General features: G+C 62.7%; 12 protein-coding genes. 10 read left to right on the forward strand and 2 right to left on the reverse strand.

Annotated features, from left to right (window positions below; all coding sequences use genetic code 11):
- Window positions 1-163 precede the first annotated feature (163 nt).
- Both J8F10_RS24825 and J8F10_RS24830 read right to left on the reverse strand, forming a co-directional pair.
- The gene (locus J8F10_RS24825) at window positions 164-1,096 is read right to left on the reverse strand and encodes an ADP-ribosylglycohydrolase family protein (RefSeq protein ID WP_210658521.1); all 933 of its coding nucleotides are present in this window, start codon (window positions 1,094-1,096) and stop codon (window positions 164-166) included.
- The gene (locus J8F10_RS24830; protein ID WP_210658523.1) at window positions 1,083-1,325 is read right to left on the reverse strand and encodes a hypothetical protein; all 243 of its coding nucleotides are present in this window, start codon (window positions 1,323-1,325) and stop codon (window positions 1,083-1,085) included. Before J8F10_RS24830 ends, J8F10_RS24825 begins: the two co-directional genes overlap by 14 nt.
- 442 nt (window positions 1,326-1,767) lie before the next feature.
- On the opposite strand from J8F10_RS24830, the gene J8F10_RS24835 reads away from it, so the two are divergent.
- The 10 genes from J8F10_RS24835 (at window position 1,768) to J8F10_RS24880 (ending at window position 19,061) form a co-directional block, all read left to right on the forward strand.
- Entirely contained in the window at window positions 1,768-3,486 is a 1,719-nt protein-coding gene (locus J8F10_RS24835; RefSeq protein ID WP_210658525.1) for a GspE/PulE family protein, read from the forward strand.
- Window positions 3,487-3,727: 241 nt separating this feature from the next.
- Window positions 3,728-4,876, forward strand: coding sequence for a type IV pilus twitching motility protein PilT (locus tag J8F10_RS24840; RefSeq protein WP_315854160.1), 1,149 nt, complete (start codon window positions 3,728-3,730; stop codon window positions 4,874-4,876).
- Between the two features lie 121 nt (window positions 4,877-4,997).
- Window positions 4,998-7,022, forward strand: coding sequence for an ATPase, T2SS/T4P/T4SS family (locus J8F10_RS24845; RefSeq protein WP_246523557.1), 2,025 nt, complete (start codon window positions 4,998-5,000; stop codon window positions 7,020-7,022).
- A 249-nt stretch (window positions 7,023-7,271) separates the two neighbouring features.
- Window positions 7,272-8,516, forward strand: a complete 1,245-nt coding sequence (locus J8F10_RS24850; RefSeq protein WP_210658527.1) for a type II secretion system F family protein — start codon at window positions 7,272-7,274, stop codon at window positions 8,514-8,516.
- A 120-nt stretch (window positions 8,517-8,636) separates the two neighbouring features.
- Window positions 8,637-9,500 (forward strand): type II secretion system protein, encoded by an 864-nt coding sequence (locus tag J8F10_RS24855; RefSeq protein WP_210658529.1) that lies wholly within the window; start codon window positions 8,637-8,639, stop codon window positions 9,498-9,500.
- 11 nt (window positions 9,501-9,511) lie between these two features.
- Window positions 9,512-10,360 carry a type II secretion system protein gene (locus J8F10_RS24860; RefSeq protein WP_210658531.1) on the forward strand — a complete coding sequence of 283 codons (849 nt, stop codon included), beginning with the start codon at window positions 9,512-9,514 and terminating at the stop codon, window positions 10,358-10,360.
- A gap of 11 nt (window positions 10,361-10,371) precedes the next feature.
- A complete protein-coding gene (locus J8F10_RS24865) occupies window positions 10,372-11,478 on the forward strand; it encodes a pilus assembly FimT family protein (protein ID WP_210658533.1) in 1,107 nt (368 codons plus the stop codon).
- Window positions 11,479-11,611: 133 nt separating this feature from the next.
- Window positions 11,612-12,637, forward strand: a complete 1,026-nt coding sequence (locus J8F10_RS24870) for a type IV pilus modification PilV family protein (RefSeq protein ID WP_210658535.1) — start codon at window positions 11,612-11,614, stop codon at window positions 12,635-12,637.
- Window positions 12,638-12,751: 114 nt separating this feature from the next.
- Window positions 12,752-13,996 (forward strand): type II secretion system protein, encoded by a 1,245-nt coding sequence (locus tag J8F10_RS24875; protein ID WP_210658537.1) that lies wholly within the window; start codon window positions 12,752-12,754, stop codon window positions 13,994-13,996.
- A 97-nt stretch (window positions 13,997-14,093) separates the two neighbouring features.
- Entirely contained in the window at window positions 14,094-19,061 is a 4,968-nt protein-coding gene (locus J8F10_RS24880; RefSeq protein WP_210658539.1) for a hypothetical protein, read from the forward strand.
- Window positions 19,062-19,522 lie beyond the last annotated feature (461 nt).

Raw genomic sequence — 19,522 nt, forward strand, 5'->3', positions numbered from 1 at the left:
AGGGGGATTTCATACCGGGGTTTTATTGCAGTAAAGCACAGAACGTACAGGGCTTCCGTCCGGCGCTAAACGCGCCGGCCGCTCCGCAGCGGAAGCGTGTATCGGTCTTCGCCCCAGGGGGGCCGGCGTTCGTAGCACAGGGCGGAAGCCCTGTGTGCTCTTTTTACAACCCACCCAAGCCCATCGCGTGTAACTCGCCGGCGCGCTGTTCGATCAGGTCACGCATGGCGAGCTTCTCGCGCCACTCCGCCGGGATGCCGTCCGCCCCGTAGTACGCGCCCGCGATCTGGCCATAAACAGCCCCGGTCGTGTCCGCGTCCTCGCCGAGGTTCACCACCTTGAGCGCACCGTCGCGAAAATTATCCGTGCCGTGGAACGCCCACTGTGCCGCTTCGAGCGTGTGAATCACGTACCCGCTGCCGCGAATTTGCGGCGGCTCCTTCACCGCGAACGACCCGCCGGCGATCGCGCCCACCTTGCCCGTGAGCGGATTGCGCAGGAAGTGCGTCATCGCGGGCTCGTAGTTATTGTTGAGGATCTGGCGCTTCGACATTCCGTTGACGGCCGCGAGCAGCAGCCCCGCGAAGTATTGACACGCCTCGACGCACTCGGCCGCGCCGTGCGTGGTGCGCGAACTTTGCCCGGCCATGTAAATCGCGATGTCGGGCTTGCTGGCATACGCGAGCGGAGCCGGAGCCAACCGCATGAGCGAGCCGTTCCCGGCCGCCCCGGGGTCGGTCGAACCGGGATACGGTTGACGGTGCGTTTCAAACCGGCGGAGGGCGCTCGCCGTTGTGATGCCAATATCAAAGCACCGACCCTTCACGCTTAAATGGCCGTGCTGGTACCAGCGGCAGTACGTTTCGAGCTGGTGAATCGGGTCGAAGTCTTTTTGCGCGACAAGGCTCTCAGCCAAGCACAGCGCCATTGAAGTGTCGTCGGTCCACTCGCCCGGCTTCAGGTCGAACGGCCCGCCGCCAATCATGTCCGTGAGCGGTTCAAACTCGCCCGGATCTTTGAACTCCAGCGTGGTGCCCAGTGCGTCGCCCGCGGCGAGACCGAGCAGGCACCCGCGGTAGCGGTCAAGGGCCGTCATGGGCGCTCTCCGAGTCGGGTTGGGGAAACGGCGGGCGTGGAAGGCGCGGTTTCGGCTTCCGAGCGTAAAAGGAGACGATGGTCAGGACGAGCGGGAGCAGGGGAGCACCGCAGGCGCAGCAGAAGCACGAGCCGAGGCTGGCCCCCTCCCAAACAACACCGGCACGCGCGTGGCCGGCGGTCATCGCGACGATCAGGAACGCGACGAAAGTACGAACCGCGAACCGCATGGCGGGCTCCCTCCCCGATCACGGCAACAGGTCAGCGACGCGAACCGGGCGGCGAGTCCTCTCCGGCCCTCACGGTACCAGCGCCACGGGCGCGGTACCAGTCGCGCCCGCGGCTAGTGCGCGGATCACACGTTGAGGGTCGGGCGCCTGGGAATTGGTGCGGACCAGCGGCCGCGCCTTTTGGCGAACTGATTTGAGCGCCTTGTTCCCGGGCGCTACGCCGAAAGAGCGGCGGCATTAAATCTGCCCACTTTCACGGTCTTTACTCTTGCACTCCCCGCGCGCGGCATGTCACACTGAATTCATCAGTCATTCATGTGTTCCCGGTCGTTTCGGATCCAGATGCGAATTGTCACCGTCGATTCATCTTCTTGCCCGACGCCCACACGAACCCGGTAACCAACCCCGCGCACGACCCCGTTTCACGCAAGGAGCGTCCATCATGGCCAAAGGCAGAGGCGACTTCGCGGACATTCTCCTCAAGAAGAAAATGCTCAGCCCGGACCAGCTCACCGAGGCCGAGGGCGCCGCGAGTTCCGGCGGCGTGAAGTTGCAGGACGCGATCGTCAAGCTCCAGTACCTCTCGGCCAACGAGGTGATGTCGGCGATGGCCGAGCACTTCGGGATGAAGTTCGTGGACCTCAAGGAGGTCCAGATCGCGAAGGCGATTATCGAACTGGTGCCCGAATCGGTGGCCCGCGAAAACCTCGTGCTGCCGCTCCAACTCGAGGACAACACCCTCGAACTCATCACCGCGGACCCGACCAACTACGACACCATTCAGAAGCTCCAGTTCATTCTGAACAAGGAGATCCGGCCGGTTCTTGCCGTACAGGAACAGATCCAGGAAGCGATCAACCAGAACTACGGTCAGTCGGAAACGGAGTCCGTCGACTCGATGCTCGTCGAGTTCACCGACACCGCGATCGAATTCACGCAGACGGAATCCGTCTCCGCGATGGCCAACGCGGACGACTCCGACGCCCCGGTCGTGCGCCTGGTGAACCTCATTATCTCGGAGGCGGTGACCCAGCGCGCGTCGGACATCCATATTGAGCCGTTCGCGGACCGCGTGCGCATCCGGTACCGGATCGACGGCGTGCTGGTCGAACGCGACTCCGCCCCGCGTCGGCTCCTGGCACCGTTGCTCTCGCGTTTGAAGATCATGGGTCAGATCGACATCAGTGAGAAGCGCCGACCACAGGACGGGCGCATCAAGATGACCGTCCAGGGGAAACACTTCGACCTTCGTGTCAGTATGCTCCCGACAGTTCACGGCCAGTCCGCTGTGATGCGCATCCTCGACCGCAGCAACATCCAGGTCAGCATCCGCGACCTCGGGTTTGCGGACGACGATTACATGAAGTTTCAACAGATTATTAAGCGTCCCAACGGCATCTTCCTCGTCACGGGGCCGACGGGTTCGGGCAAGACCACCACACTGTACTCCGCCCTGAACGAACTCAATCGTCCGGACCGCAAGATTATCACCGCCGAAGACCCGGTCGAGTACTACCTCCCCGGCATCAACCAAGTCGAGGTGAAGCACGGCATCGGGCTCGATTTCGCCCGGATTATTCGCGCCATGCTTCGTCAAGCGCCTAACATTATTTTGGTGGGCGAAATTCGCGACAAGGAGACGGCGGAAATCGCAGTGCAGGCATCTCTGACCGGACACTTGGTTTTCAGTACGCTTCACACGAACGATGCGCCCAGCGCGATCACGCGGCTCGCGGACATCGGGGTGCCCCCGTTCCTCATCGCCAGCTCGGTTATCGCGATCATGGCCCAGCGGCTCGTGCGGGTGAACTGCATGAAATGCAAAGAGTCGTACCAGCCGCAAGCGGCGGAACTCCGGGCGGCGGGGATCAGTCAGGAGCAAGCCTCGAAAGCGACGTTCATGAAGGGGCGCGGGTGCAACCACTGTCGCCAAACGGGTTACCGGGGGCGGCACGGCCTCTTCGAGATGATGCGGATGTCCTCGACCATCCGCGAACTGACATTTGCCCAAGCACCAACGCAAGACATCCGCCGAAAAGCGCGCAGTACGGGGATGCGAACACTGCTCGATGACGGTATCCTGAAAGCACTTAAGGGCGGTACCACCCTTGAGGAAGTGCTCAGCACCTGCCACGCCGAGGTACTGGTGGCAAAGGAATAGTGGCCCGCGTGTGCCGTTGAAAGAAGCGTCGGCGCGCCCTGCGTGGCACGCCGACGGAACCTTTATTTCGCCCTATCCCCCGAGCGGCGGGGAGTTTCGCTCCGATTTTTGGTTGCGTTGTCGCACCCCGCGATAATGCGACACCAGGGCAGCGAAGGCGTGTCCTTGTGTCCTTTTGCGGTTCCCGTTCCGCTCACGGGTTGGTTCGCGTCGACGCCGTCGCCCAGGCTGAGGGGGTACCGTGGCTAAAGTCTCGATGGAGAAGTTGCTCGCAACTGTGATCCAGTTGAAGGCGAGCGACTTGCACATCAGTGTCGGTCAGCCGCCCGTGGTCCGGCACCAGGGGCGCATGAAGAAGCTCGACCTCAACGGTTTGATCCTGGACAACGACGACACGACCGGGCTGATGAAGTCCATCACGCCCGACCGGTGCCAGCAGGAACTCCAGTCGAAGGGTGGAGCCGACTTCGCCATCGAGTACGTCGATGGGTACCGGTTCCGGGTCGCGGTGTTCAAGCAAAAGGGCACCGTCGGGATGGTGCTTCGGCGCATCCCGAGCCAGTTCCTCACGTTCGAGCAACTGCGCACGCCGGAAGCGATCCGCTCACTCATCATTCGCCCGCGCGGACTGTTTCTTGTGACCGGGCCGACCGGTTCGGGAAAAACGACCTCGCTCGCGTCGATGATTAACTTCCTGAACGACAACTACGACCGGCACATTATCACGCTGGAAGACCCGATCGAGTACTTCCACAAGCACAAAAAGAGTACCGTCAACCAGCGCGAAATCGGCATCGACGTGCCGGACTTCAAAGAGGGCATCCGCCGCGCGCTGCGTATGGACCCCGACGTGATCCTCGTCGGTGAAATGCGAGACCTCGAAACGATCCGCGCCGCGCTCGAAGCCGCCGAAACCGGGCACTTGGTGTTCGGCACGCTGCACACGTCCGGTGCGGCGAGCACCGTGGACCGCGTCGTGACAGTGTTCCCCGAAAACGAACAGGACCAGATCCGCACGCAGTTGGCCGGCTCGCTCATCGGCGTGCTGTCCCAGGCGCTCCTCCCGCGCAAGCCCGAGGGCCTGATCGCGGCCTACGAAATGATGGTGGTCACGCCCGCCATCCGGAACCTGATCCGCGAGAACAAGACGTACCGTATCGACTCGTCGGTGCAGACCGGGCGCAAGCACGGCATGTTCCTGCTCGACGACGCACTGTTCCGGTTGTGGCGCGAAGACCTCTGCGAGAAGGAAGAGGTTCTCCTTAAATCGAGCAAGCCGAACGACTTGGCCGCGAAAATCGCCCACGCCGAGCGCGGGCTCGATGACGAGGACGAGGAGGGCGGTGGGGACGAGGATGAGGACGAAGACGAGGACGAAGACGAGGAGTGACGCGCTCGTGTTTGGCGGTTGAGGGCTCGCGACCGGTGCCCGAGTGCCCCCGAGCTCCCGACCTCAGTGTGGCCAAACACTCATTACCGAATACCAAACACGAACGAACAACGGAACACTCATGTCCACCGCGCCGAATAACCCGAACCTGCCCCCGAAGAAGCCCGGCGAGGCCGCGAGCAAGCCCGTCACCGCCGGTAACGGCCAGCCGAAACCCGTTGCGCCGGGCCAGAAGCCCGCAGTGCCCGGCGCCGCGAAGCCCACCGCGCCCGCGCAAGCGCAAGGTGCCAAGCCCGTTGCGCCGGGCCAGAAGCCCGCAGCGCCCGGCGCCGCGAAGCCCACTGCGCCCGCGGCTCAGAAGCCCGCGCAGCCGGCCCCGCAGAAGAAACCCCAGCCCGCGAAGAACCGCTTCTCCCACATCGACGCCAACACGCTCCAGCTCGCCAAGAAGCTCGAAGACCTCGGCTTCCTCGACGGGGCACAGATCGAAACGCTCTACGAAGACATGCGCACGAGCGACTCGCAGCTCGGCGAAATCGCCATGCAGCGCGGGGTGCTCAACGAGGAGCAACTGCTCCAGGCGATGGCCGAAATCCACGGCATGCGCGTCGCCAACCTCGAGGACACGAAGCCGCACCCGAGCGCGGTCAAGTTGGTGATGAAGAACATCGCCGAAATGTACAAGCTGGTGCCGATCAGCTACGAGAACGACGTGCTGACGGTCGCGATGTCCGACCCCAACAACATGCAGGCGATGGACGACCTGCGGAACCTGCTCGGCATCAAGCAGGTGAACCCGATCCTCGGCCCGCCCAAGCAGATCGCGCAGCTCCTCGCGAAGGCGTACTCCACCGAAAAAGAGGAGACGATCAGCTCGGTGTACGCCCAGATCGAAGCGGACGCGAGCATCGGGGCCAACACGGTCGGGCGCGAGACGTCCATCGACATCGGCGACATGGTGGAAATGGCGAACGCCGCGCCGGTGCGGAAGCTCATCAACATGGTGCTGCTGATGGCGATCCGCGACCACGCCTCGGACGTCCACTTCGAGCCGTTCGAGGACGAGTACAAGATGCGGTACCGGTGCGACGGCGTGCTCTACGAAATGGTGCCGCCGCCCCGCCACCTCGCGACCGCGATCGCCTCGCGCATCAAGGTCATGGCGAACCTGGACATCGCCGAGCGCCGGCTCCCGCAGGACGGGCGCATCGAGCTCAACGTCGGCGGGAACCCGGTCGACATGCGCGTGAGCGTGCTCCCCACGCTGTTCGGCGAGAGCGTCGTCATCCGGGTGCTGGACCGCACGAACGTCGGCCTCTCGCTCGACCGCATCGGGATGCCCGCGGACCTGCTCGGCCAGTTCCGCGCGATCATCCACAAGCCCAACGGCATCGTGCTCGTGACCGGGCCGACCGGGGCCGGCAAGACGACCACGCTGTACTCCGCACTCTCGGAACTCAACGACATCGACACCAAGATCATCACCACGGAGGACCCCGTCGAGTACGAAATCGACGGGATCGTGCAGTGCCCGATCAACCACGAAATCGACGTCACGTTCGCCAGCGCGCTGCGGGCCATCCTCCGTCAAGACCCGGACGTGATCCTGGTCGGTGAGATCCGCGACCTCGAGACCGCGGGCATCGCGATCCAGGCCTCGCTGACGGGGCACTTGGTGTTCAGCACGCTGCACACCAACGACGCCCCCTCGTCCATCACGCGGCTCCGCGACATGGGCGTGGAGCCGTTCCTCATCACCGCGACGGTGGAGGCGATCCAGGCCCAGCGGCTCGTGCGCCGCATCTGCACGTTCTGCAAGACCTCCTACGAGCCGACCCGCGAACAGTTGATGGAACTGAACCTCACGCCGGAGCAACTCAAGGGCCGCCCGTTCTACTACGGCGAGGGGTGCGACAAGTGTAACAACCTGGGCTTCAAGGGGCGCACCGGGTTGTACGAAGTGCTCGTCATGAACGACGACTTGCGCGACATGGTGAGCCGCGGGGCGAGCACCGACGCGGTCCGCGCCCACACCCGCAAGTCCGGCACCCAGAGCCTCCGCGACGCCGGGCTGCGGGCGCTCTTCGGGGGCACGAGCACGCTGGACGAGGTGGTCCGCGAAACCGTTCAGGAAGACGAAGGGTGATCGGAGCAGGGGCCGGGGTTCAGGATTCGGCATTCGGGCAAAAGGTCGATGGGCTTTGAGTTTGGCTGCTGGTTTGCCTCCTGAATGCCGAATCCTGAATCCCGACCCCTGACCCTGCTAGAGGGGGCTCGCACCCCCTGTTCGCACGCTCGGAATTGGAATAGACGTTCGCCACAGACGTTAGCCCCCTTTAGGGGGCGCCGGGACTCGGCCCGCGCTCGACACACACCACCAGGGTGAGGACGGTAAATGCCTACATACAAGTACGAGGCGCTGGACACGTCCGGGGCCGAGGTCAAGGACTCGATTGAGGCCGCCAACGAGGAAGAGGCCCAGCAGAAAGTGAAGGCGAAGGGCTACTTCGTCACCAAACTGACCGCGATGGCGGGCGGTAAGGGGTCGAAGGGCAAGAAGGCGAAAAAGACCGGCAAGAGCCGCAAAACGTTCGTCATCGGCGGCGTCAAATCGAAGCAACTGGTGACCTTCACCCGCCAGTTCTCCACGCTCCAGGACGCCGGCCTGCCGGTGCTCCGGTCGCTCCGCATCCTGGAGCGCCAGATGACACCCAGCGCGCTCAAGAACGCGCTCATCGACGTGGTGGAGGACGTCGAGTCCGGGGCCGCGCTCTCGGAGGCCCTGGGCCGGCACCCCAAGGCGTTCAGCAAGTTGTACGTGAACATGGTCCGGGCCGGTGAAGCCGGCGGTGCGCTGGAAGTGATCCTCCAGCGCCTCGCGGACTTCCTCGAAAAGGCCCAGAGCCTCAAGGCCAAGATCATCGGGGCGATGGTCTACCCGGCCGTCGTGATCTTCGTCGCGGTCGCCATCCTGACGTTCATCATGGTGGCCATCATCCCGAAGTTTAAGAAGATCTTCGACGAGTTCGGCATGACCCTGCCGTGGGCCACGCTGACGCTCATCAAGGTCTCCAACTGGATGAGCGAGTACTGGTGGACGATCCCCCTGTTCCCGGTCTCCGTCTACTTCCTGATAAAACTCATCCGGCTCTCGCGGGCCGGGAATTATGCCCTCGACCGGGCCACGCTCTGGATACCCGTTGTCGGGCAACTCGTGGAAAAAACGATCGTTGCCCGGACGATGCGGACCCTCGGCACCCTGATTAGCTCCGGCGTGCCCATCCTAGAAGCCATCAGCATCGTGAAGGAAACCGCGAATAACGCGGTCTTCGAGCGCATGTTCCAGCGGATCTTCGAGTCGATCCGGGAAGGCGATACGATCGCGGAACCACTTCGCGAGTCCCGTTTGGTAGACAACATGGTCGTGAATATGGTGGAAGTGGGCGAGGAGACGGGCGACCTCGACACCATGCTCTACAAGATCGCCGACTTCTACGACGAGTGGGTCGATAACCTCGTCAAGTCGCTGATCTCGCTGCTGGAGCCCATCATGATCGTGTTCCTGGGCTTCACGATCGGGGCGATTGTGATCTCGCTGTTCCTGCCGCTCATCAAGCTGCTGGAAGGCCTGAGTAAGTAACCCGGAGGCGGGGCGGGGCGCGGGATTCCGAAGAACAGCCCGAACTGGTCTTCGTCCGTGCCCCGCCCGCCGCTCCGATTCGGATTTTGGCTCTCGGATTTACAGGGGAGGGACCGACCAATGACGCGGCTGAGCGGTTACCGACGCGACGGCTTCACGCTGATCGAACTGCTGGTGGTGATCTCCATCATCGGCGTCCTGGTGGCGCTGACGACGGCCGGGGTCATGAAGGGCCGGGACGCGGTCATTCGTGCCGATAACGGCTGGCGGATGGAGCAGATTACTGTCGCAGCGAATTCTTTCGGCGTCAGTGCAGAACTCAGTCAGCCCGGGCATTTGCCCCCGCCCCCGTTTCGCCTGAAGAAGAATTACACCTTGTCAGATGGTTCTCTCGACCCAACGTACACAATTGAAGCCAGCTACCTCAAGCGACTCTTCCCGAACCTCTACTTGGCGGACACGGGTTTAACCGATGCTGTGCTGGACGACGGTAATCAAATCGCGGTCTTCTTCCTGACTGGCGGTGCGCCGATGGAGTTCCAGGGGTTCGCTCGTGGGCAGAAGCCTTTCACGAAGAAAGCCCAGGGCGACGAGCAGCGGATCGGGCCGTTCCTCCAACTCAAGTTGAACATGTACGAAACGCTCGCGAACGGCCACGCGCGGGTATTGGATCCTTACGGTTCGCCCTACGTGGTCTTCCTGGCCGGGTCGAAGGGGACGTACACCGTTGCTGGTTCCACCACGACCGTTCAGACGTTCACGTCCGGCAGCGTTATCGTCTCTCCGTACTACCGCCAAACTTTGCCGCTCCCGGCCACGCCCCCGCCCCCGAAGTACGAGAACCCCAAGACTCTCCAGATCATTTCTGCGGGTCCAAACAAGACGTTTGGAGCTGGGGGTATTTGGAGCGGCCCCATCAATGGTGCCGGTGAGGACGACAAGAGCAATTTCTCGACCGCCGTTATCGGCGCCGGCCCCCAGTAACGGAGAATCACATGAAAACAAACGCACTTACGCCCGTCAGAACCGGGCGCCGGGCGGGGTTCACCCTCGTCGAACTGCTCGTCGTCGTCAGCATTATGGCGGTTCTGGTGGGCCTGGGATTCGTGGCCCTCATGAAGTTCCGGGCGAACACGACCAACGACGCGGTCAAGAGTCAGGTCAAGCGCCTCCAGCTCGCACTGAATCAGGAATACGCTACAGTTTTAGCGAAATGCCAGAAAGACCCCGTGCCGGACGCGGTCATCGTGTATTGCGGCGGGGATCGAGAACGGGCCAAAGCTGTACATACGGCGGCCACGCTGCGGGTCAACTTCCCCGAAACGTTCACCGAGGCCTCGACCCCATCGTTCTCAATTGGTGCTCTTTACGAGCAGAAGGTGTCCTTCAAGCCTGTGTGGAACAATACGGGCGGTTCGGCGGCCGAACAGTCCGCGGTGCTGCTCTACCTGATCCTCAAGGAGAAATCGATCGGGGGGGGAGGGGGCGAGGAAGGCGGGAGCACTGGTGAAATTAAGACCGTCAACCTAGGGGGGAAGGATTTCAGCATATTCGTTGACGTCCGTGGGGCCCCCGTTTCCTTCAAACGATGGGCGCAGACCACGGAACTCGACAACCCGCCCTACGCAACGGTGGGGAGCCCCGATCCGCTCGATCCGAAGAAGCTCGTTATTAACTGGACGCCATCGACCCAGCGCGATGCCCTGAACGCGGCACCGTACAACCTCCAGTTCAACGGCCGCAACCGCGTGCCCTCGGTTGTTGGTTGGGGCGATAACAAGACGTTCGACAACTTGTCCGGCGACGACGTCCTCGGCTACCAATTCAATCGCCAAGGAAACTAAGGGGAAACGTCATGACTCGCACGAATACGCGGGCCGGGTTCACCCTGATTGAACTCCTCGTCGCGATGGCCATCATCACCACCCTCGCGGGGTTCATCCTGCTCGTGTACCCCGGTGCGCGGGATCAGGACCGGGCGCGCAACGCGGTCAGTGACGTGGAGATCACGCTCCGAATGGCGCAGGGGATGGCCGCGCGTGACAAGGCCCCTCGTGGGGTCCGGTTCATCGCAGCCCCCACGGACCTCATCGCGAACCCCGCGAGAACCAGCACCCAGTTCGTGACCGAGCTCCAGTACATCGAGCTCCCGCCGCCCCTGATCCCGAACCTGAAGCCGCTCGTCAATCAGAGCTCGAACCCGAACTCGATTCCTAATTTGGAAGCCGAGCCACGTGTGAAGTTTGAATACACGCTCGGCCCCACGGGAGCGATCCAGAGTCGTCGGTGCATCATCGAGAATCTGACCGAGGATCAGTACAAGCAGGTTCAGTTGGGGGGCTGCACGGTTGTGATGCCAAATTTCGGATTTTGGAGCAAGATTACCGCGGTCCCGCTCAACTGGTCCATTCCGCCGCTCCCCGCGCCGCAGCCGGCCAACCCGAAATCGAACGGGCGCACCTCGGCTTTGGGGCTGCCGCTCAGTGACCTGGAAGTGACCCTCGAAGTCTACCCCGACGCGGTCATGGGGGGCGGCACACTGGCTACGACCAACTACTTCGCGATCTACCTCCCGGCGACGCCGCTCGTCGGCGAGCCGACGGTGCTGATTCCCAAAAACATCTGCGTCGACATGAGCGTTAGCTTCCCGAGCGCAACGGGCGACTTCGATGTGATGTTCGGACCGGACGGGAAACTCATCGAGAACTCCAATGGCGTGATCTTCTTGTGGGTCCGCGATTACACCAAGACCCCGACGATGGCGATCCCCGCCGCCACCGACGGGAATCTGCTGACCGCGTTCCGGCGCGGGGGCGACCAGTACATCATCTCGGTCCGCTCGTCCGGGGCCATCGGGCACAACCAACCGCTCTGGCCCGAGGTGGCTCCTGGCCCGACCTTTGGGACTTACGCCACGGGACAGAACCAGTTCAGCTTGGTTCGCCAAGAGCTGAACAACTGACGCGAAACTTCGCGCGATTTTTTGGCGCCCGTGATTGCACTGCGAATGATTCTTCCGGGAGCGGCTCCGCTCCCCGATCCCCGACTCCTGACCGGCGGCCGTCCCCCGCTGGTCGCCAACCCGAGGGCGACCGATGACCCGCCGACCCGGTCTGACAATGACGGAAGCCCTGGTCGCCATCTTCATCACGGCGATCGGGCTCGTGGGCGTGATGAGCATGTTCCCGTTCGGCGCGAAGCAGATGAGCGACGCCCTCATCAGCGACCGCTCGGCCTCTCACGCCGGCGCCATCGACGGGCTGGTCCGGGGCTACTGGAAAGAGAAAGTTGTTGAAGACACAAGCGGGTTCGGTAACAACGAGCCGTTTTGGACCGCAATGGATAATCCGAGCGACCAGGGGCCACACCCGTCCAACGTAGCGACGCCAACCCCGACGAACCCTTTGGAACCCAGTTACCCCGTGTTCCTTGACCCGATGGGGTGGGCCGGGCGGAGCAACAGTAGTGCGAGCAAGCGTTGGGTCGGTGATTCCACTGGGTCCGCGTCCGGCCCCTCATTTGTACCCCGACGGAGCATGCGGCTCGTTACGGACCTGCCCCCGCCCGCGGCATTTAACACGCCCAATACGCAAGAGCCGAGCCTGGCCCGTCGGCTCTGGAGCCAGCCCGACGGGTTCTCCTGGGACGAGGACTCGCGCCCGGCCGCGACCGACACGCGCGAACTGCGGTACAACGCGCTGGCCGTGTTACAGCGCCCGGTGAACCGCGATCGGTACAACGCCACGCTCAAAGTTGTTGTTTTCATCAACCGCCGCGACGGGTTCTTCCCCCAGGGCTCCGAAGCCGTGTTCCCGAACACCGCGAACCCCGCGAGCATTTCGCTCACTCCCGGGAGCACCGCGATGACCATTTCGAGCGCGGCCGACATTCGGAAGGGGAGTTGGATCATGGACGCAACGATCGACGGGACCGTCAGGCACGCGAACTTTTACCGCGTCGTGAGTGTGGCGGAAAATACCGCGGGCTTTTACGACGTGGAGCTCCACACGCCGGTCAAGCGGGTGGACGGCGGGACCAACGCTTACAACGCGGTCGTCGTCGTCATGGCCGGCGTCGCCGATGTGTTCGATCGCCCGGCGCTGACCGGGAACACCAATTAACGGATCGCACGGGAAACTGAATTGTGGGCACTGTGCCCGGTCCGACCAGCTCCGAACAGTGATTCCTTCCGGTCCGACGGCTCGCCCCGTCCGGCACCGGTGCGAGGGCGACCGATGATCCGCCTCACACACACACGCCGAACCGCGCGCCGCCGGGCGTTCACCATCATCGAATTGATGGTGGTGACGGTGGTGGTACTGATTCTGATGAGCATCCTCGTGGCCGCGTCCTCGATCGCGACGGACACGGTTCGCGCGGCCAAGGCTCAGGGCAACCACATGTCGCAGGAGCGCGCGATCGTCGCCCTCATCCGGCGCGACCTCATGCGCGATCACTTCCTGGAAGAAGACGGCAAGCCGAACCAGGGCCGGAAGTTGAGTGACCAGCGCACCGATCGGCTGTTTCTGAACGCAACAACCAACCGGCTCGACGGCTACAAGCCGCCCCGGGCCGGGTACTTCTTCGCGTCGAGCCGTCCGGCTCCGCTGACGGAACCGACGTGGGCCGCAACGAACGACGCCACGTGGAATTTTCCCGAGAACTCGGACGCCGAAGGGTTCCGGTCGTCCCGGTCCGCGAACCACGTGCTTCAGTTCACGATCGTGGTCCCGGGCGGAGCACCAGAAGACCGCCTCGTTGTAAACGTGCCGGCCTCAAATGGTCAATCGATCACGGGCACGTGTGGTGAAGTTGCCTATTTTCTTGTTCCGAACATATCAACGTCGGGTGGCGTGGCGCGGTACAAACTCATCCGCCGGTGGCGCATCGCGGCTCGAACCGGTGACGACGCACCGGCTTACTCCGCGCTTTTGAATGCGCCCCCCCTTCCCGGCCCGGACAAAAATGATCCACCCGAAGTGATGGCGGTGATCGGTGGACCTGCTCCCAACTTCCAAATGTTGACCATGAGCGATCTCGCTTTAGGAAATCGCGTGCCCCGCGCCCAGATTTCTCCGGCCACGGGGTTCCGCGTCGGCGAGGACGTCCTGCACGACAGTGTGACATCGTTTGAAGTCAAATTCACCGGGTCCGTCGGGCCAACGGTCGGAACAGATCTCTCTTGGGCGGCACCAGGGGCCACCGACACGTCTACCACCTGGCCGCGCCCGTTCTCCGGGTCCCCGCCGAATACGGATTATCCTTACGATAACCTTCCGTATGATGGAAATTATGATACTTTTAATCAGCTTATAAATAATACCGCTCAAGACTGGAATCAGCCCACGAACCTGGCGACGAGCGCATTTCCGACGAGAACACTGAAGCGCATCCGTATCACCGGCGCGATGATCCGCCTGCGGTGCTGGAGCCCGGCGACCAAGACCACGCGGCAGACGACGATGATGGTGGACCTCTAACCGATCCCCGCCCCGCGACACCCGAAAACACCGTTCCGCTCGCGCCCGGTGGCGCGGGCGCTGGCCCCACACACGCACTCGCCCGGAGACCGCCGCCATGTTCCGGCCTCTCACCCGATCGCACCGACGAGCCCCGCGCCGCGGGACCGTGGTCGTGATCACGATCTTCGCCCTTATCACCATCCTGATGGTGCTCGGGCTGGCGTTCATGATGTACGCCGTCAAAGAAAAGGCCGTGGCCCAAGCCCACAAGGAGGCCGCGAGCTCACCCGGCACTGCGGCACCGGACCCGACCAGTACGATCAACAAGTTCCTCGGCACGCTCCTCTACGACGACTACGACGACGCCGACGCGCTCCACAACGCGCTGCGCGGGCACAGCATCGCCCGGGCCATGTACGGCAGCCGGTCCGACTACTCGAACACGAACCCGTGGGTCGGTTCCACGGTCCCGTGGGCCGGCGTCGGCACGTTCCACGAAGACCCCGCGGGCTACCTCAGTGGGCCGGCGACGACGTACCCGTCACTCGCCGGTCTGCTCCCCGCGACCCGGCGTGACCGCTCCCGGTTCGTGAATCACACGGTCATGACACTCGACAGCAAAGCGCTGGTGATCGACCCCGAGTGGACCGGGAACCGGTTCGCCGATAACACCATCCCTCTGCAACCCGTGCTGACGGCGTTCAATCAGAGCTTGGCCGGGCGGAATTATGTCGGCCTGCACGCGGGTTACACCTACCCCGACCTGAAGAACTTCTTCCTCGGCGCCCGCGACCCGGCGACCGGCGAAGTGCTGGCGCCATCGTTCTACCGCGACTGGCTGTTCCGTCACGAGAACCTCACGACGCAATCCGCGCTCGATCCGAGCAACCCGAACTGGGGCATCGCCACGGGGGTCGGGCAGCCTGAAAAGGACGCGCGGCTCCGCATCCTGCGCCCGCTGCCGGTGGACCACCCGAAGTTCCCGCGCGTTCCCCCCAACCCCGACGGCTCGTTCACCGGCGACGTCCAGAACCTGACCGGCGCGCTCGGGATTCAAAGGAACGACAGCCTGTGGATGCACATCGGTCTGAAGCCGATCACGCTCGCGGACGGGCGCATCGTGCAACCGATGGTTGCCCCGCTGATTCTCCCGTTCGATGGTCTGTTCGACCAGAGCGTACACGGGAACCGGCTCGGTACCGGCAACGCCCATGCGTCGTATGGCGGGTACGGCCCGTGGGAAGTCAACATAGGGTACGGGCTGAACAACTACGACAGAACCAGTTCGACGCCCGCGGCTCTGTCGACCGCGCTGGAAGCCGATCGCCAGAACCTCCTTATCAACCGAACGGGTGTGGCGGCCGCGTTCGATCCGTACACGGGCGGGCGCCAACTACCCAATTACTCTTCGGTCAGTTGGACCGGTGCGCCAGTTACTTTTGCACTGCCCACGGCTGGGAGCCTTCGCGGTCTGCCCTCGTTCGGTGACCCGTCGTTCGCCCCGGCATACGGCGGCTTCCAAAGCACCAACGCCGCCGTGGGGCACCCCGCGGGGTACAACCCGAACGAGTTCGTCACGCTCAGCGACGCGGACCCTCTCAAACCGTTCATTTCCCCTTACAGCGACATCAAGCGTCTGAGCCTGCGTTACGCCTTCACCCCAGACTGGCACTTACAGGCGTTCTCAGCAAAAAACACGTCAGCGGCGTTCCGCAGCGATACGGGCACGTACCCATACGTTGCCAGTCCGGGCGCGAATACGCCCTCTCAGTACCGGCTCGACCCGGTACACCCGCGGCGCAATCTGTTTAGCCCGAGGAACAACAGTCTCGACCGCCCCGCCATCGCGCCGAACTTCCTTAACCTCGACGCGGCCGGCGCCCTGACGTTCGGTACCGGTCCCGGTGGTCCAACCAAGCCCAGCGCATTGTCAGCCGCAGCCGGACCGTACCCGTCCCCTCAAGGCCTCGGTAGCATCTCCGACTTCGCGGCCGGCAACCAGTGGGTAAACGCGACGGCCGAACTTGGTTCGGTGAATCTAAACCGTCCGCTTGCCGATTACCGGGTCGATACGAATCTGCCTTTGACTAACGCGAACACCAACCCCACTGTTGCGAATCAGGCCGATCAGGACCGGCAAGCTCTTGCAAGAGACATTTTCGCGCGACTCTGTGTGGCGCTAGGAGCCGCTGCGCAGGTTCGGTTCGATAACACGGGCGTAACTATTAGACTACCCGATCCGACGACTTTCATCCTCACACCAGTGAGCGGTGCTCCAATTACTTACACAGCGCAGCATTACTGGGTGCTTCGCTATCTGGCACAGCTAGCTGCGAACATCGTCGACTATATCGACAACGATGACGTGAACACCACCTTCGTGTGGAACCCGCCCACGACCGGAACCACCGATTTCGCGAACCCGAATGACGTCGGGAACCGTGTGGTGTTCGGCATCGAGAAACCGCGCCTCGTCCTCAACGAAATTTACAGTGAGATCACTAACGCCCCGGGCGACCCTGTCCAGGACGCGATTGATCCGATGACAATGATGCCGAAGGCGCTCGCTGCAAACGCACAGGCGCACATCAAATTCTGGGCGGAGTTGCTCAACCCGACCTCGACTCCGCACACGAATCCGCCGGCGCTGCCGCTCCCGCCCGCTGCGGGTCCCCAGGGGATCTTCGGTACGGGTGCCGTTAATCTGAGTGCCTACCAGATCCAGATCGCGCGTCAGAAGCGCAAGACGGGTGGGGCACCGATGCCAAAGGACCAGTTGTCAGCGTTTCTTATCCCAACCGATCCTGAGTTCCAGTCGAACGTTACGGGGCGGTTCGTCGAAGCTGCCGACACAACGTTCACGTTCCCCGCGGCGCCGGTCAACCAACCTGCGAAGGTCGAGCCAAACAACGCACAGTACCAGCCTTCGGACCCGACAAACCTGCCTCTAAACGGGGTCGTGCTGGTCGGACCAGAGGTTACTGCAAAGACCCCGGCCGCGGCCGAGTTCAACCCGCCGAACACAGGTGTTTGGGCGAGCACGAACAAGGTGACCTCGGTGGCGCCTGCAGTCATGGGCAAATCGGGAGTGAGCACCGCAATGGGGTACACGCTCGACATGCCCCCGGCCGCCACACTCTCAACGGAAGAGTTTAAGCGGCACACGGTCCTGCTCCGCCGCGCGGCGAACCCGTACCTGACACCGAACGACCCGTTGTTGACGGCGACGTACAACAGCATGCTCCCCATCAATCCCTATGTCACAGTAGACATGATGAACGAGGTGCCCGCGTTTGACTCGGTCCACCGCGCTGCGAACGGGACAACGGACCGCGGGTCGCGTCCCGCGATGATTCCGATGGGGAAGAATCCGGAGGATTACTACGACCCGGTCGCTGACCGCTTCTCGATTGGCAAAGTGCAACCACTCGCTGGTTGGGCGGCATATGACCCGACCACTACTTTTACGCCGGGAAAGTACAACAAATACGATTTCGCGACCTCGATGGTTTTGGCCCAAACGACCCTGGCTACAATGCCGCGCCCGACGCCGGACCCGAACGAGCCGAAGAACACGTTCGGGCGTCACAACGGCAACGCCGGACAACCGGCGGGATCGACCGTCACTGCCCCTCCGAACGCTGTCGCGACGATCAGCGATACGATCATGACGCCGTTCGACTGGCTGCCGCACATGGACCGGCCGCTCGAAACGCTCGGCGATGTGTTTCTCGCACGGGATTCCAAACCGCACATGCTCACGAACGAATTTGTAAGGAACACGCCCGCCGGTGTGGTGCAGGATGCCGGTTACGCGCGCTGGCGGTTCCACGATAACGGCCTGGCCCGGGCACTGGAATATCTCACGGTCAAATCGCCGAGCTACCACGTCGCGCACGGCGGGCGCGTGACCGGCAAGATCAACGTGAACGCGATGCAGGACCTCCGCGTCGCGCAAGGGCTGTGGGATCCGCTGACCAGCAACCAGTTGAACTTCGTAAACACCACGGTGTGGGGGACGGCTACGAACGCAACCACCTCGTGGATGAAATCACGGACCCCGTTCCAGACGCGCAACAACGCGAGTGGCGTGGCTACGTTTGAAGTACCGGTGCCGACTTCGAGTGTGACTGATTCGAGTGTGGTCGGTTCGACCGCGAGTCCCGATCGCCCGTTCCTTCCGTTCGGCACACCTGCGGCATCAGCCGCCGGCACCATCTTCGCCTACGGTACGGGAAGCGGGATCGATAACACAGTTCTGCGGCGCGACCTGACCACTCCGGTGCTGCCACTGCTGTACGATACTACTGTTGCGACAACCTACCCCACGACTCACCCCTACACGCAGATCGAGGCGTTCCGGAAGGTACACAACAACATCACCACCGTCAGCCACTCGTTCGTCGTGTACGTCACCATCGGCTACTTTGACGTGACGTATCCGGCTACCGCGCCGGCCGGGTGGCCGAACAACGTGAACGTGCCGATTCCGCCGCAATTCGGCGCCGAGGTGTACGACAAGATCCCGGGTGACATGCGGCAGAAGTACATCGCCTTCATCGACATGGCGAACATGGCGATGAAGCCCCAGCCGGTCGCTAATGACGCGAACCCCCACGCGGTCTACTCGCCGAACTCGCCGCAGCCGTTCTTTACATCGCTGACGGGTACCGTTCGACCTGGAGCAGCAGTCACGACTCCAGTACCGATCTCGCTCGCGTCCGGGACCGGCGACGGAACCACGATGACCATCCTCTCGCGCGTTCCTGTGACCATGCAACCCAGCGTGGTGGATGATCAGCGGGTTTTGGTCAGCGCCGGGACTCAACTCGCCATCGGTTACGGAGCCGATATTCAGTACGTGACCGTCGATGCCGTTGGGCCACTCGGTATGGGTGTGAATACCAATTACCCCAACGGCCTAGGTGTGAACCAATTGGGCGTGACCGGTCTGAACCGACCTGCGTGGGGCGGCTCGTGCGTGTCGAACGTGCGACCGGGCTATGCCGGACCGCAGCCCTTGTTCGATTACAGGTCGATTAACTACAAGCCGGTGATCCCGTATGTGGAACGGCTGAGGTAAGAAAATCCCATTAAGCACTCGGCCGGTGCGGACCGGTCGGCAGAAGCGCTCTTCTGGCGTTTCTGCCGGCCGGTCCACACCGGCCGAGAGCGTTTCACACACATCCCGACGCAGTGCCGAAGTGATTCCGGCGACGCAGACGTGCTGCCCGCGCCAGAACTTGACTTCGGACATTTAGTCCCGCCCCTGAGCGTTACAATTAGAGTGGGTGAATATTGGACCAAGAACGAACAGCGAAGAGGCGTTATTAGGGGTGCAACGATGGCTGTCACGGAAATTGAGGCGATGTTAGCCGATGTTAGCGAAATGCAGTAACTCACCAAAAACGGTCGGCTGGCGGAATGAAGCCGATATGCCTGAAATTTCAGCAGTTGGCGCGTTTCGAGTTTAATGGTTCGGGTCGTGCGGACCCCGAAAGCCCAAAATGTTAGCGTTTGTTACCCTCGGAACGGGTCGCGAGT

Origin of the sequence: Gemmata palustris (genome assembly GCF_017939745.1) — a bacterium.
In the GTDB taxonomy this organism is placed as follows: Bacteria; Planctomycetota; Planctomycetia; order Gemmatales; family Gemmataceae; genus Gemmata; species Gemmata palustris.

Bases quoted from the DNA above. Each gene is read 5' to 3' on its own strand.
- J8F10_RS24825 (WP_210658521.1), bottom strand. From the start codon at position 1,096: ATGACGGCCCTTGACCGCTACCGCGGGTGCCTGCTCGGTCTCGCCGCG.
- J8F10_RS24830 (WP_210658523.1), bottom strand. From the start codon at position 1,325: ATGCGGTTCGCGGTTCGTACTTTCGTCGCGTTCCTGATCGTCGCGATG.
- J8F10_RS24835 (WP_210658525.1), top strand. From the start codon at position 1,768: ATGGCCAAAGGCAGAGGCGACTTCGCGGACATTCTCCTCAAGAAGAAA.
- J8F10_RS24845 (WP_246523557.1), top strand. From the start codon at position 4,998: ATGTCCACCGCGCCGAATAACCCGAACCTGCCCCCGAAGAAGCCCGGC.
- J8F10_RS24850 (WP_210658527.1), top strand. From the start codon at position 7,272: ATGCCTACATACAAGTACGAGGCGCTGGACACGTCCGGGGCCGAGGTC.
- J8F10_RS24855 (WP_210658529.1), top strand. From the start codon at position 8,637: ATGACGCGGCTGAGCGGTTACCGACGCGACGGCTTCACGCTGATCGAA.
- J8F10_RS24860 (WP_210658531.1), top strand. From the start codon at position 9,512: ATGAAAACAAACGCACTTACGCCCGTCAGAACCGGGCGCCGGGCGGGG.
- J8F10_RS24865 (WP_210658533.1), top strand. From the start codon at position 10,372: ATGACTCGCACGAATACGCGGGCCGGGTTCACCCTGATTGAACTCCTC.
- J8F10_RS24870 (WP_210658535.1), top strand. From the start codon at position 11,612: ATGACCCGCCGACCCGGTCTGACAATGACGGAAGCCCTGGTCGCCATC.
- J8F10_RS24875 (WP_210658537.1), top strand. From the start codon at position 12,752: ATGATCCGCCTCACACACACACGCCGAACCGCGCGCCGCCGGGCGTTC.
- J8F10_RS24880 (WP_210658539.1), top strand. From the start codon at position 14,094: ATGTTCCGGCCTCTCACCCGATCGCACCGACGAGCCCCGCGCCGCGGG.